Source organism: Saccharopolyspora antimicrobica, from assembly GCF_003635025.1.
Classification (GTDB): domain Bacteria; phylum Actinomycetota; class Actinomycetes; order Mycobacteriales; family Pseudonocardiaceae; genus Saccharopolyspora; species Saccharopolyspora antimicrobica.
The window spans coordinates 5,958,382-5,971,707 of record NZ_RBXX01000002.1 but is presented as its reverse complement, the minus strand read 5'-3'; the positions used below and the strand labels follow the sequence as shown (position 1 = coordinate 5,971,707).

Genomic DNA, 13,326 nt, shown 5'->3' with positions numbered 1-13,326 from the left:
CTACGAGACCTGCCGGGCTGTCGCGGGCAGTCGTACCGTGACGCAGAGCCCGCCGCCGGCGCGCGGGCTGAGCGAGAGCGTCCCGCCGTGCGCTTGGGTGATGCTCTTGGCGATCGCCAGACCGAGGCCGACACCGGCGTGGTCGCTGCGGATGCGTTGGGTGCCGCGCTGGAACGGCTCGGTGAGGGTGGAGACCACGTGCGGGCTGAGCTTGTTGCCGGTGTTCTCGACCGCGAGCACCGCGTCCTCGGGACCGACAGCGGTGCTGACCTGGACGGTGCCGCATTCGGGCAGGTTGTGGACGATCGCGTTGTGCAGGAGATTCGTGGTCAGCTGCAGCAGGAGCGCATAGGACCCGGTGGTCGGGGTGATGTCCCCGGAGGTTTCGATGACGACGCCGTGCTTCTCGGCGAGCGGGAGGAGTGCTTCCGTGGCTTCTTCCACGATGAGGGACAGATCGACGTCCTCTCGGGCGAAGGAGCGCTGGTCAGTGCGGTTGAGCAGGAGCAGTGCCTCGGTGAGGTCGATCGCCCGGGCGTTGACGACGCGGAGGCGTTCATCAAGCTCGCTGCTTTCCCGGTTCGGATCCTTGCGAGCGACGTCGAGCAGGGTCTGCGTGATCGCAAGCGGAGTCCGCAGCTCGTGGGAAACGTTGGCCGCGAAGCGCTGCTGTTCGGCGACGTGCGCTTCGAGCCGCCCGAGCATGCCGTCGAAGGCGTCGGCGAGCTCGCGGAACTCGTCCTGGCTCCCCTCCAGCTCGATCCGGTGAGAGAGCGACCCCCGCGCAGCCGTGCGCGTGGCATCGGTGATGCGGGTCAGCGGGGCCAGCATCCGCCCAGCGAGAATCCACCCTCCGGCGAAACCGAACACCAGGAGGAACACGATCGCGCCGACGGCCGCCGGCGCGAAGTCACGCAGCAGCTCGGCGCCCGAAGGCGCGATCACGATCTCACCAGCGTCCTGCGCTCTCTCCCGGTATCCATCCAGGAACACCGCGAACGCCCCGAGCAGCACGACGCCGGCGATCATGAGGAACCCGGCATAGCTGAAGGTGAGCTTGAGACGAACGCTCAGCCCAGGCGCCCTATCCACGGTCGCCGCCCTGGCGCCCGGCGTCCGGTTCCGTGTCGATGCGGTAGCCGACGCCGGGCACCGTGGCGATCAGCCAGGGTTCGCCGAGCCGCTTGCGCAGCGCGGACACCGTGATGCGCACGGCGTTGGTGAACGGGTCGGCGTTCTCGTCCCAAGCCCGTTCCAGGAGTTCCTCGGCGCTGATGACACCGCCTTCGGCGGCCACGAGGACTTCGAGCACCGCGAACTGCTTCCGGGTGAGCGCGACGTACCGGCCGTCCCGGTAGACCTCGCGGCGGAACGGGTCCAGCCGCAGGCCGGCGAGCTCCCGCACCGGCGGCCTGTTGTGGGCGCGCCTGCGGTCGAGGGCTCTGAGCCGGAGCACGAGTTCCTGCAGCTCGAACGGCTTGGTGAGGTAGTCATCGGCGCCGAGCCCGAACCCGGAGGCCTTGTCGTCCAGCCGGTCCGCAGCGGTGAGCATCAGGATCGGCATGCCGCTGCCCGAAGCGACGATGCGTTCGGCGACCTCGTCACCGGAGGGCCCGGGGATGTCGCGGTCGAGGACGGCGATGTCGTAGGAGTTGACGCTCAGCATCTCCAGAGCGGTGTCGCCATCCCCGGCGATGTCTGCTGCGATCGCAGCCAGGCGCAGTCCATCGCGGATGGCCTCGGCCATGTAGGGCTCATCCTCGACAACCAGCACACGCATGCGCCCCATCGTAGGAGCGAACGGATATCGCCAGCGTATCGAGAACCGAGCCGCCAACACGGCGCACTACTCGACGCCTACCGCGACCAAGGGCAACTACCCCCGGAGCGTCTGGCTCAGCGATCGGCTGCCCGCCGTCGGTCACGCCATGGCTGAGCGATCACCAGACCGGAGGGTGGTCCGGCTGCGCAACCTCGCGCGGCGTCGGTGGCAGGCCGCACCGCTGCGCGATGAGGCGGAGTGTTTCCCGTTCGGCGTCGGTCGCGCCTTCCAGGGCCACGGTCCGCCCTTCCGGGAGCGTGACCCACAGCTGGACCCACGTGAAACTGGTGTCCTCGCCGGGTTCCTCCCAGGTCACGAACTCGATCGGCGCCGGGTGAGGCAGCGCCACGAGCTCACCGTGGGTGCGCTCCAGGACCAGGCCGGACGCGAACAGATGCACCAGCGCCCCACCCGAGCGACCGCGCAGGCGTGCTCTCCGCGTGGCGAACGCGATGCCAACGACCGACCCCATCGCGAGGACGATCAGCAAAACCCGGATGTACCACGGCATCGGCACGAAGATCGCCACAGCGATCAGCACCCAGGGCCCGCCGAACCACAGTATGACGGCGTGGTTCTTCTCCTTCTGGTCGTCGCGCTGGTTGACGGGGAACGTGCGTTCCCACTCCCCGAGCCCGGCCCGCTCGGCCGCGGCCAGCGCTCGTTCGGTCGCCCGAAGGCCGAGCCCCACGTCCTCGTGCTCAGTCATCGCACCCCCACCCAGCCCACGACATCAACGATGATCATCCCTGATCGGACTGTGATTCGGGCAGCTCGCGCCGCGTTCGTTGCGATGCTGTCACCCACGGCGACAATCCGGCCGCCCCAGAACCCGCGCTCGAGGCCAGCCCGACTACCCCGTTCAGACCAGCGCCCTAGCGACCCGCCCGAGGTGGTCCGGCGATCCGTCGCAGAGCTAGCGAATGCTGCACCACGTCCAGTCCCATCCCCGTTTCCGCGGCCGGGGAGTCGGCGCGGCGTTGATGAACCACGCGCGGCAGATCGCCAGGGACGAGATGGAGTTGGAGCAGCTGCACCTCGCCGCCCGGGCGGGCATGGGACTGGAGGAGTTCTACGGCCGGCTGGGCTGGAAGGAGATCGGCCGGTGGCCGGGTGCCCTGCGGTTGGGCCCCGGTGACGACCGCGACGAGATCCTGATGGTGCTGGACCCGTTGTGAACCGGCTCGGCTAGTCGTGGTCGGGCGTGCCGGTGATGTGGTGATCGGCGGCATCGATGGCTTCAGCCAGCAGCCTGCGCACGTGGCCGCCGCGAGCCCGGTAGAGGGCACGGCGGCCTTCGCGGTGGGTGGTGACCAGACCGGCGAGACGAAGTTTGGCGAGGTGCTGGGACACCGCCGGGCGGGCGATGCCCACCGCGGAGGCCAGGGTGGTGACGTCGTACTCGCCACCGCAGAGCAGCCACAACATCCGCAGCCGCGTGGGATCGGCCAGCATCCGGAAGGCATCCGCGGCGGCCGTCACGTGCCCGCCAGGAGGCAGCTGCTGCCAGCACTGGGCAGTTGCATCGTTGTCGCGTGCGTACATGAGCACATATGTTGGCACCCCGACCGCGCCACCACTGCGAGGGGTCAGCCGATGCTGGGCGTACTGCGCCACCCGACCTACCGCCGCCTGTTCACGGCGCAGGTCATCGCCCTGCTCGGTACGGGCCTGGCCACCGTCGCCCTGGCCTTGCTGGCCTACAGGATCACCGGCCCGCAGGCGGGCCTGGTACTGGGAACGGCCTTGGCGATCAAGATGACCGCGAACGTGCTCGTGGCCCCGGTGGCCACCGCGTTGCTGGGACACCTGCCGCGTCGAGTCATCCTCGTCTCCTTGGACGTGATCCGAGCGCTCGCGGCGCTCCTGCTCCCGTGGGTCGACCAGATCTGGCAGATCTACCTGCTCGTGTTCGTCCTGCAAGCCGCATCCGCCGCGTTCACCCCGCTCTTCCAAGCCACCATCCCCGACCTGCTCGACGACGAAGACGACTACACCAACGCGCTGTCGTTGTCCCGCCTGGCCTATGACATGGAACGGCTCGTCAGCCCCGCACTCGCCGCCGCAGCATTGGCCCTGGTCAGCGTCAACGAGCTGTTCCTGGGCACTGCGATCGGATTCACCGCCTCCGCACTGATGATCCTCGCCGCGGTGCTGCCCCAACCCGTCCCTGCGCGAAAGACGGGCGGCGTGTTCTCCCGCACCACCCTCGGCGTGCGCAGCTACGTCGCAGTGCCGCGGTTGCGGGGCTTGCTCGCCCTGCACTTGTCCGTCGCGGCGGCCGGGGCGATGGTGCTGGTCAACACCGTCACCGTTGTGCGCGATGACCTCGCCGGCAGCGACGCCGACGTGACCGCCGCCCTCGCCGTGTACGGCATCGGCTCCTTGCTGGTAGCGCTGTCGCTGCCCCGAGCGCTGCGTCGATGGCCAGAGCGACCGCTCATGCTCACCGGCAGCGTGCTGGGCGCAGGCACCCTGGCCGCCGTGGCCGTTGCCCTTCACGCCGAAGGGCCGTGGCGCTGGTCAGGACTCCTGGCAGCGTGGGCCCTGCTCGGCGCGGCTGGATCACTCGTACTCACCCCCGCCGGGCGACTACTGCGACGCAGCGTCGACAGCAGTCGCCGCCCAGCACTGTTCGCCGCGGACTACGCCCTGTCCCACGGCTGCTGGCTCATCACCTACCCGCTGGCCGGATGGCTCGCGACCACGTGGGGAAACGCCTGGACCCCAGCGGCACTGGCGATGCTGGCCGCAGCGGCCACCTTCGCCGTCTCGCACTTCTGGCCCGCAGATCATCTCGATGAGCAGGAACACGACCACCACGACCTGGCCCCTGGGCACAGCCACCTCCAGGACGCCCAACCGGTCGCGGCCACAGGAGCCTGGCGACACACCCACCCGTACCGGCTCGACGACAACCACCACACCTGGCCCCGTTGATGCAACTGCATCTCTCACGAGATCGCGAACGCGAACAACCTGCCCGATGAGCTCTCCAACGACGCGCCATCCGCCTCCGAAAATGGTTGAGGCAGGCGACTTTCTGCCACTTCTAAGATTTATTTCAGTCTGAACTGATATTACGAAGTCAAACGACAGTATGGCCCGCGGACAGCTGCGACTGAACGGCCACTTGAAAGCCAGGACACACTCAGGCAGTGCGCCCCACCCCGGAATGCTCGGCCTTCTGTGCGACACCCACCCCTGACCTCAGCCCCGGCACGCGACACTTGAGCGGATGATCGATCACGTCCGCCAATTTATCTCGCCAGGAAACCTCTTGCTAGCGAGAGTTAGGCGGCGTAGGCTCGTGGCGTCCGGCGCCTGCCGCGGCAATCGATGCGTGTGCATGTATTCAGGAGGTATCCCGATGCCAGCGATCACTGTGGGCGACGCGCTGACCCTGCCCTCGATCGGAGAGGTTCTGCCGCAAGCCCGCGAGCGCGACGTGGTCTCGGTGACCACGGCGCCCAGCGGCTACGAGGGCGAGGGGTTCCCGGTTCGCCGCGCGTTCGCCGGGGTGGACCTCGCCGAGCTGGACCCGTTCATCCACATGGACCAGATGGGCGAGGTCGAGTACGCACCGGGCGAGCCCAAGGGCACGCCGTGGCACCCGCACCGCGGCTTCGAGACCGTCACCTACATGCTCGACGGGGTGTTCCGCCACCAGGACTCCCACGGCGGAGGCGGCCTGATCACCAATGGCGACACCCAGTGGATGACCGCGGGAGCCGGACTGCTGCACATCGAGGAGCCGCCCGAGGAGATCGTGATGAAGGGCGGCCTGTTCCACGGCATCCAGCTGTGGGTGAACCTGCCGTCCCAGCTGAAGATGGCCACACCCCGCTACCAGGACATCCGCGGCGGCGAGGTCGCCTTGTTGCGCTCCCCGGACGGAGGCGCGTACCTGCGGCTGATCGCCGGCGAGATCGCCGGGCACGCGGGCCCCGGCACCACCCACACCCCGATCACGGTCTCGCACGCGACGCTCTCCCCCGGCGCCCAGCTCCGGGTCCCGTGGCGGCCGGACTTCAACGCGCTGGTCTACGTCCTGGCCGGTTCCGGCACCGTCGGCATCGACGGTCGCCCCGTCTCCTCGGGACAGCTGGCGGTCTTCGGGCCCGGCGACGTCGTGAGCCTGGGCGCCGACCGCATCCAGGAGAGCCGGAGCCCCGAGCTGGAGGTTCTCCTCCTGGGCGGCCGCCCCATCCGCGAACCCATCGCCGCTTACGGGCCTTTCGTCATGAACACCAGGGACGAGGTCCGGCAGGCGTTCGAGGACTTCCAGGCCGGGCGCTTCGGCACCATCCCCGCCGAGGACCGCCCGGGACACGACGTCCTCTGATCACCCGTCCCGCGAAACCACCCCGCACATCGGCCGAAGCTGCCGACCGAACGCAGTTTCCGCACAGGTCAACACCATTCCCGTGAAGCGCGGCGCAGAGGGAGCTCCGCCATGCCGGGACGCCGTCGAATCCCGCGGCCCAGGCGCAATCCGCTGGCGACGTTCAGGCCATTCGTGATCCTTGACCGATTTGCCTTTTGGCGCAAGGAAATTTTCTGTCGACGACACACGAAGAAGCGGATTGACCGACTTCCCCCGCGGGTTGAAGCGGATACGAGATCAGCATGCGGGTCTCGCAACCCCCGGGCTGACGATGTGGGCCAGCTACCCCGTCCGTTCGCGGCCACTACCACCACGGCCAGGACTGGCTTTGCTTCCTGGACCACGGCCTGATCGGTCACAACCTGCACATCGTTCGATGAGCACGGCTCGCTGAACGCTCGGGGGCTCGCCGACGGTGAGCCCCCCGTTCAGCACTCGGCGCTCAACAGGGAACTCCCGCAGCAGAAAGGCGCTCGGATGTGTTGATCACAACTAGTGAGCACTCTCAAGCGTCGTCGTGGTCAACGACGGGCTTGTCGCGCAGCGGGCGCCCATGCCAGCGCCCGCTGCGCGAAGGATCAGAACTCCTCTTCGTCGTCTTCGAAGATCTCTTCGATGATCTCGCCGGCGACCATGCCGCCGACGATTCCGGCACCGGCGCCCAGTGCCGCGCCGGCGATCACGCCACCCATTCCGGAGCCGCGGCGGTGGTCGTCTTCGTAGTGGCCGTAGCCCTGGTGGCCGTGCTCCGGGTGGTGGGCGAACTCGCCGCCGTGGCCCATCGCACCGCGGTGCTCGATGACCTGTTCCAGCCAGTTGGTGATGTGCCGGGCCCAGTCGGTGGTGAGCGCTTCGTCGTGGGTGACGTGGAGGCGGCCGAAGGCGTCCTGGCGCGGAGTGAACAAGCCGCTGCGCTTGTCGGCTTCCAGCACGACGTCCATCCCGTGTGGACCGGTGATGAAGGTCAGCTCGACCTCGTTGATGCGCCCGGCGAACTGCGGGGCCGGGAAGAACTCGATCTCCTGGAAGAACGGCAGCTCCTGGTGGAGACCGTGCAGGTGGCCGTGTTCCAGGTCGGCGCTCTTGAAGTGGAAGCCGAGCTGGGAGAAGGCCTCCAGCACCTTTTCCTGAGCGGGCAGCGGTTCCACCGAGAAGGGGTCGAGGTCGCCCTTGTCGGCGACCTTGGCTATGGCCAGTTCGGTGCGCACGCCGAGCGTCATGCCGTGCAGGTGCTGGCCGTGGACGCTGGTGATCGGCGTTTCCCACGGTACGGGGAGCTCGAACGGGATGGTCTTGTTCTCGCCCTCGCGCAGCTGGAAACGTCCCGCGACCACGGCACGGTGGAACTCCACCCCGGCGTGCTCGTCGTGCTCGGTTTCGATGCTGGTGACGAATCCGAGCGCGACGTGTTCGACGTCGACGTCCTGGTTGCCGCCGGTGAGGCGGACTTCGCCGATGAGGTTCTCGCCGGGGCGGACGTGCGGGTGGTGCAGCACGGTGTCCACCGACGGGCCTCCCATGCCCAGTGCGCCGAGGAGCTTCTTGAAGACCATCTTCCTGTCCCTTCCATTCGTCTCTGCATGTCGTCGATTGACTGCTGTGGGTAGTCGGTCGCGGGTAGCTGTGGCAGAACTCCTTGCAGTGATGGGGATGTCAGTGCGGTCGAGGCCGACCGCGAACCTGTGACATCGCGTGCGCACCGACAGTGCGAACGAGCCGCGTCGGCAACGGGGTGTTCGCCGGGGCGGCGGACAGGAACGAGCGAGGAGGCCCGGTCACGCTTGGGTGCCTCTTGCGCGCATGGGTCATCGCGCAGCGCAGAGGCGAGAAGCCGCCAGCGGCGAGGAAGGTGAACGTGCTGAAGGAGAAGTTCGCGCACGCTCGTCGGCGTGGAGACGCCGTCGTGCGGACTCAACTCACCCCAGGTGAAGATCGAGCCGTTCGGCGCGCCGACGTGCAGTGCCGGCATCGCCGCGAGGTCCGCACCCCTCCTCTCACGAGAGGTGCGGCAGGTACTTCCAGGATCATCGTCCACGCACATTGCAACGGCAACACTAGACCAACTGGTTCCGGACAAACGCCACAAGTCACGTGATCAACACGACATCGCCCGTTCACTCGGATGGCCCTAGCATTCCAGCTCTCCGGCGCCCAGTTCGCCATCACGCTGACCACCCGCAGTTGCTGGACCGCTCGCTGCGGTTCGTCGACCGCACTGCCGACGAGCTGATGACCCCGCGCGTGCGGGCGGAGTCGCTGTCGCCGGAGGAGCCGATCCGGTGGAGGCATGGGGCCGGATCCGGGTCGACGTGCGGCCACACGTGTCCGCTGCGCCAGAGGGCGATGGCCTGGCGACCAGGCGCCGCCAGGCCATCACGGGAGGCCGATCAGCGGGTGGTGCGGAAAGGGCCGGTGACTTCGTAGGTGATGCCACCGCTGGAAGAACCGCTGGTGCCGCGCTGGGAGGAGAAGTACATGCGGTTGCCGGCGGGGTTGAACGCCACACCGCACAGTTCCGAGGAGGACTGCCCGGCGACGCGCAGGAACGGGGCGACGATGTCGTCGGGCGTGATGATGCAGATCTCCATGTTGCCGCCGTCCTCGGCGACGTACAGGTCGCCGACTGCGGCGCCGGTGATGTTGTCCACCCCGGTCAGCGGCGGGTTGGAAGTCAGGTTGTCGTCGTAGGCGATGTGCAGCTGGTTGTTGACCGCGTCGTACGCCCACACGCGATTGTCGCCCTTGGTGGTGAAGTAGCAATAACCGTTGCGGTAGAACGCACCCTCACCGCCATTGAAGATCTTGGCGCCGGGAACCTGGTCGCGCGTGGGAGTGGGGCTGCCGTCCGGGTCGGGCACGTCCACCCATGACAGGGCACCACTGCTGTCCACCAGCACCTGAAGCTTGCCCGCGGACAGGTCGCCCCAGGTGGTGGGGACGAACCGGTAGAAACAGCCGTCGCTGGTGTCCTCGGTCTGGTAGATCACCTCGCGGTCGGGGTCGCAGGCTGCGGCCTCGTGCTTGAACCGGCCCATCGCATCGCGGCGGACGGGGGCCTTGACACCCCACGGGTCGGTTTCCCAGGTGTAGCCGGTGTCGTGCTCCTCGCAGGACAACCAGGTGTTCCACGGGGTCGGGCCACCAGCGCAGTTGCGGGTGGTGCCCGAGAGGATGCGATAGGCGCTGTTGATGTTGCCGTCGGCGTCGAAGCGGATGGCGCTCACACCACCACCACCGCTGCTCATCTCGGAGTTCGACACGTAGATCCACCCGGTGCCGTCGGCGAAGCACGCGCCGCCGTCCGGCGCGCCGTGCCAGGTGTAGCCGGTGTCGGCCACGCTCTGGGTGGAGCGGGCGATCACACGGCTGGTGAAGTTGGCGGGCAGCTCGATGCCGTTGGCATCAGCCGCCTGCAGCGGACCGTAAGGACTGGCACCGGTCTTGGCGGGAAAGGCGATCGACTCCCGGGTCACGCTGAAACCCAGGGTGACCACACTGCCACCCACCACGGCGGCACGGAGGAACTGACGACGATCCACGGACTTCTCCTTCGCTGCGAAGCGAGAACCGGCTGACTCGCTGGCGCGTATTCGCCAAGCAGCGTGACCATAGAAGCACGATCGGTGTCTGATCAGTGCCGCAACCGTGAACACTTCACGTCCGATCAGTGAGCGCGAGAAGACCGCTCTATGCCTGATCATTCGGCCCTGAACTACAGTTGGGCCGCACCGGTCTACCTCATCGTCGGACAGCTCGTCGTCAAAGCGGTCCGACGCGGCTGATCTGACCATCAGCTCGCTGCTGACCGTTCGGGATCCGGCCGCAGTGAACGTCTTGAGGGCTTGGTCGTGGCCGCAGTCATGAACCTGGTGAAGACCGATCGGCCGTCCAGCACGGGCATCTGTCAGACACACCCGAGCTGGCAGGCACTTGAAAGGAAAGCAAGCAGTTCGCAGTCGTGCCGAAAGGTCCTGCAGAAGGATGCCGCGACGCGCGGGGGCGGTGGCCCGGCCACCGCCCCCGGCGTGCGTTCGGATGTCGCGTGTACCGGCAGCTCACCGGTTCTCGGCGCGCGGGGCGCCGATGCCCGGATCGATCTGGAACGGTCCGGACGCCGACGGGCGTACGTCGAAGTCGAAGATCGCGGTCGGGAGGTAGACCGTCGAGCACGAGTTCGGGATGTCCACCACGCCGGAGAGCCGGCCCTCGATGGGGGCCGCACCCAGCAGGAGGTACGCCTGCTCGGGCGAGTAGCCGAACTTGGTCAGGTACTCGATCGCGTGCAGGCACGCTCGCTGGTACGACAGGTGCGAGTCGAGATAGCGCTGTTCCCCCTCGAGAGTGACCGAGGTGCCCGAGAAGGCGATCCACTCGCTGAAGCGCGGATCCACGCGACCGGGCATGAAGATCGCGTGCTCGTGCACGCCGTAGGTCTCCATGCCACCCTTGATCAGGTCGACGCGCAGGTCGATGAAGCCGCCCATCTCGATCGCGCCGCAGAAGGTGATCTCTCCGTCGCCCTGGGAGAAGTGCAGGTCTCCCACCGAGAGGTTCGCGCCGTCGACGAACACCGGGTAGAAGATCCGGGTGCCCTTGCTCAGGTTCTTGATGTCCTGGTTCCCGCCGTTCTCCCGCGGCGGTGCCGTGCGCGCCGCTTCGGCACCCACCCGCGCCCACTGGTCACGCGGCACCCCGCCCAGCACGGCCTGCTCCGCATCGGGCGGGAGCGCCAGCGGCGGAACGCGATCGGGATCGGTGGCGATGAGGGCCATTTCCCGGGCGTTCCACGTGGCCAGCAGATCAGCCGAGGGGGCAGTGCCCATCAGGCCGGGGTGGATGAGGCCTTCGAAGCTGACGTGCGGGACGTGCCGACTGCTGGCCACCTGGCCGCTGAAGTCCCAGACCGCCTTGTAGGCGTCCGGGAACTGGTCGGTCAGGAATCCGCCACCGTTGTTCTTGGCGAAGATGCCGGTGTAGCCCCAGCCCTGGCCGGCCAGCGGACCGGAGTCCTCCTGCGGGATCGGACCGACGTCGAGGATGTCCACGATCAGCAGGTCACCCGGGCGAGCGCCCTCGACCGCGAACGGGCCGGACAGCTTGTGGACCGACAGCAGCGGTGCGTTGAGGATGTCCTCGGCGGAGTCGTCGTTGACGATGGCACCGTCGAACCATTCCCGGCAGTCGACGCGGAACGAGTCGCCGGGCTTCACCGTCGCGACCGGAGGGATCTCCGGGTGCCACCGGTTGTGCCCCAGCTTCTGCTGGTCGTCGAAGCGCTTGCCGGAGTCGAGCGGGAAGATCACTTCGGGCATGTCTGCTCCTGATCAGGTCGTGATGGGTTCGGCCCGGTCTGCCAGGCGAGTGCGAAGGACGTCAGGGGCGCGGCAGCTTGCTGTGCAACGGGTTCTGCGATACCCGCGGCGCCGGACGACGGGCCGGGCCCGACGGCAGTGAGGTGACGACCGCCGGCTCGTGCGCCGACGCGGCGGTGGAGTCGATCAACCGGTACGCCGCGCTGCCGGCTCGGGAGAGGCGCGGCGCGGTGACGCGCCGCCGGGCCGGTTCCCCGCATGTCGGGCAGGCGACCGACGCGGGCACATCTCGCATGGCGAAGTTGAGGTCGAACTCGGTGCCTTCGGAGCAACGGAACGTGTACAAGGGCATGGCGTTCAGAACCCCCGCGCTGAGCTCGGCCCGGAGTCCGGCGCCAGGTCGTTGTCCGTCGTTTCACCAGCGCTGCTCGGCTTGACTGAGACCGCTATGCGACGCATGCGCTTCCTTCCTCCTGGATTCACCTTGCTTGCCGGGATTCACTTTGCTCACGACGAGGGCGCGACCGCCGCCGTGGTCAGTCCACCGGCACGGGTTCGACCGCGGTGGCCCGGGTAGCGGGCGTGAAAAGGCTCAATGCCGCGGCGACACCGACCAGAACAACGGAGATTACGAGAGCGACCGCGTCGGAGCCACCGGAGAGCGGCCGCTGGTCGTAGGGCCCCGGTAGAGCCGGAACGGTGCAGGTCAGCTGGCTACCGAACAACCGCGGCCAGCCGGTGAAACGGGCCAGTGCCGCAATCAGGAAGAACACGAGCCACATGACCGCCCAGTCCGATCACCAGGAACACTTCAGCTCAGCGCTGGTCACGATCGGTCTCTGCCGCAGGGGCGGCTGACGGCGTCGGCGGTCAGATCAGCTTCCGCAGCGCATCGCTTACTGCGGCGAGGGCGGCGTCGGGTTCGTCCCAGAAGACCATGTGCCCGGCTCCGGGGATTTCGACGAGTTCGGCCGAGGGGTTGGTCTCGGCGGCTTCCCGTGCGCCCGCGGCGGTGACCACCGGGCTGTCGGCTCCGTGGACGAGGACCGCGGGGGCGGGGACGTCGGGCCAGTGGGCGAAGAAGTCCTCGGACTCGAACCCGGCGTGCGTCGCCGCGATCGCGGTCCGCGAGCAGGAGGACAGCCAGCGGGCGCGCAACTCCTGCTCCCTGCGGGGCCAGCGGGGCCAGGACTGCGCCACCTCGTCGGCGTCGGTGCCGCTGCGGGCCTGGTCGAGTTGGCGGAGGAAGGCTTCGAGGCTGGTCGGGTACGGATCCCTGCCGGGTCCGCTCATCGGCGGGTCGACCAGCACGACTCCCCGCAGTTCGTGCTCGCCGGTGATCGCGGCCAGCGCCGCGATCCGCGCGCCCATGGAGTGTCCGAGCAGGACGGGCCTCTCCAGGTGCAGCCCGGACACGACCGCATCGACGTCCGCGGCGTAGCTGGCGAGGTCGTAGCCGTGCAGTGCGGCCGCAGCGGACGGGCTGTCGGAGAGCCCGCGGCCCCGGATGTCGAGCACCAGCGGACGCACGGGACCGGTCAGGCCTCGCGCCACGAAGTCCATCGTGATGGCGGGGCTGGTGATGCCGGGCAGGATCAGCACCGGCACGCCGTCGGCAGGGCCGTAGTCGAGCAGGTGCAGCCGGAGCGATCCCGAACGCACCCACCGGCTGACCGCGGGGATGTCGGCGAGATCGGCCAACGCCGGTTGGCTCAGGGTGCGGGCCGTCGGCGGTTCGGTCGGGATCAGCGGGAGGGACGTGGTCACGAGTGGCCTTTCTGGGTCGGTGGGTCGGCTCATTCGCT

General features: G+C 68.2%; 13 protein-coding genes. 3 read left to right on the top strand and 10 right to left on the bottom strand.

What is annotated here, in order from left to right; genetic code table 11:
• The 3 genes from ATL45_RS28480 to ATL45_RS28470 all read right to left on the bottom strand — a co-directional run bounded on the left by ATL45_RS28480 (position 1) and on the right by ATL45_RS28470 (position 2,531).
• Positions 1-1,092: a sensor histidine kinase gene (locus ATL45_RS28480; protein ID WP_093156804.1), complete on the bottom strand. Its 1,092-nt coding sequence runs from the start codon at positions 1,090-1,092 to the stop codon at positions 1-3.
• On the bottom strand, positions 1,085-1,780 hold the full coding sequence (locus ATL45_RS28475; RefSeq protein WP_093156805.1) for a response regulator transcription factor: 696 nt from the start codon (positions 1,778-1,780) through the stop codon (positions 1,085-1,087). The genes ATL45_RS28480 and ATL45_RS28475 overlap by 8 nt, the downstream gene beginning before the upstream one ends.
• A 160-nt stretch (positions 1,781-1,940) precedes the next feature.
• Positions 1,941-2,531: a dehydroquinate synthase/iron-containing alcohol dehydrogenase family protein gene (locus ATL45_RS28470; RefSeq protein WP_093156807.1), complete on the bottom strand. Its 591-nt coding sequence runs from the start codon at positions 2,529-2,531 to the stop codon at positions 1,941-1,943.
• A 214-nt stretch (positions 2,532-2,745) separates the two neighbouring features.
• Between ATL45_RS28470 and ATL45_RS28465 the strand changes: the two genes are divergently transcribed.
• Positions 2,746-3,000 carry a GNAT family N-acetyltransferase gene (locus ATL45_RS28465; protein ID WP_093156808.1) on the top strand — a complete coding sequence of 85 codons (255 nt, stop codon included), beginning with the start codon at positions 2,746-2,748 and terminating at the stop codon, positions 2,998-3,000.
• 10 nt (positions 3,001-3,010) lie between these two features.
• On the opposite strand, the gene ATL45_RS28460 is transcribed toward ATL45_RS28465, so the two are convergent.
• On the bottom strand, positions 3,011-3,367 hold the full coding sequence (locus ATL45_RS28460; RefSeq protein ID WP_093156810.1) for an ArsR/SmtB family transcription factor: 357 nt from the start codon (positions 3,365-3,367) through the stop codon (positions 3,011-3,013).
• A 51-nt stretch (positions 3,368-3,418) separates the two neighbouring features.
• On the opposite strand from ATL45_RS28460, the gene ATL45_RS28455 reads away from it, so the two are divergent.
• A complete protein-coding gene (locus tag ATL45_RS28455) occupies positions 3,419-4,762 on the top strand; it encodes an MFS transporter (protein ID WP_093156811.1) in 1,344 nt (447 codons plus the stop codon).
• 430 nt (positions 4,763-5,192) lie between these two features.
• On the top strand, positions 5,193-6,167 hold the full coding sequence (locus ATL45_RS28450; protein ID WP_093156813.1) for a pirin family protein: 975 nt from the start codon (positions 5,193-5,195) through the stop codon (positions 6,165-6,167).
• Between the two features lie 620 nt (positions 6,168-6,787).
• On the opposite strand, the gene ATL45_RS28445 is transcribed toward ATL45_RS28450, so the two are convergent.
• From ATL45_RS28445 to ATL45_RS28415, 6 genes are all read right to left on the bottom strand, one after another.
• Complete coding sequence (locus ATL45_RS28445) at positions 6,788-7,762, bottom strand: sporulation protein (protein WP_093156814.1); 975 nt, start codon at positions 7,760-7,762, stop codon at positions 6,788-6,790.
• A gap of 834 nt (positions 7,763-8,596) precedes the next feature.
• Positions 8,597-9,748: an alkaline phosphatase PhoX gene (locus ATL45_RS28435; RefSeq protein ID WP_093156817.1), complete on the bottom strand. Its 1,152-nt coding sequence runs from the start codon at positions 9,746-9,748 to the stop codon at positions 8,597-8,599.
• Positions 9,749-10,264: 516 nt separating this feature from the next.
• Positions 10,265-11,521: a formamidase gene (gene fmdA, locus ATL45_RS28430; RefSeq protein WP_093156819.1), complete on the bottom strand. Its 1,257-nt coding sequence runs from the start codon at positions 11,519-11,521 to the stop codon at positions 10,265-10,267.
• Between the two features lie 61 nt (positions 11,522-11,582).
• Positions 11,583-11,873 (bottom strand): FmdB family zinc ribbon protein, encoded by a 291-nt coding sequence (locus ATL45_RS28425; RefSeq protein WP_093156820.1) that lies wholly within the window; start codon positions 11,871-11,873, stop codon positions 11,583-11,585.
• 184 nt (positions 11,874-12,057) lie between these two features.
• Positions 12,058-12,303 carry a hypothetical protein gene (locus ATL45_RS28420; RefSeq protein WP_093156822.1) on the bottom strand — a complete coding sequence of 82 codons (246 nt, stop codon included), beginning with the start codon at positions 12,301-12,303 and terminating at the stop codon, positions 12,058-12,060.
• 88 nt (positions 12,304-12,391) lie between these two features.
• A complete protein-coding gene (locus ATL45_RS28415) occupies positions 12,392-13,288 on the bottom strand; it encodes an alpha/beta fold hydrolase (protein WP_246025593.1) in 897 nt (298 codons plus the stop codon).
• Between the last annotated feature and the right edge of the window lie 38 nt (positions 13,289-13,326).

Bases quoted from the DNA above. Each gene is read 5' to 3' on its own strand.
- ATL45_RS28460 (WP_093156810.1), bottom strand. From the start codon at position 3,367: ATGTACGCACGCGACAACGATGCAACTGCCCAGTGCTGGCAGCAGCTG.
- ATL45_RS28425 (WP_093156820.1), bottom strand. From the start codon at position 11,873: ATGCCCTTGTACACGTTCCGTTGCTCCGAAGGCACCGAGTTCGACCTC.
- ATL45_RS28470 (WP_093156807.1), bottom strand. From the start codon at position 2,531: ATGACTGAGCACGAGGACGTGGGGCTCGGCCTTCGGGCGACCGAACGA.
- ATL45_RS28420 (WP_093156822.1), bottom strand. From the start codon at position 12,303: ATGTGGCTCGTGTTCTTCCTGATTGCGGCACTGGCCCGTTTCACCGGC.
- ATL45_RS28475 (WP_093156805.1), bottom strand. From the start codon at position 1,780: ATGCGTGTGCTGGTTGTCGAGGATGAGCCCTACATGGCCGAGGCCATC.
- ATL45_RS28455 (WP_093156811.1), top strand. From the start codon at position 3,419: ATGCTGGGCGTACTGCGCCACCCGACCTACCGCCGCCTGTTCACGGCG.
- ATL45_RS28465 (WP_093156808.1), top strand. From the start codon at position 2,746: ATGCTGCACCACGTCCAGTCCCATCCCCGTTTCCGCGGCCGGGGAGTC.
- fmdA (WP_093156819.1), bottom strand. From the start codon at position 11,521: ATGCCCGAAGTGATCTTCCCGCTCGACTCCGGCAAGCGCTTCGACGAC.
- ATL45_RS28450 (WP_093156813.1), top strand. From the start codon at position 5,193: ATGCCAGCGATCACTGTGGGCGACGCGCTGACCCTGCCCTCGATCGGA.
- ATL45_RS28445 (WP_093156814.1), bottom strand. From the start codon at position 7,762: ATGGTCTTCAAGAAGCTCCTCGGCGCACTGGGCATGGGAGGCCCGTCG.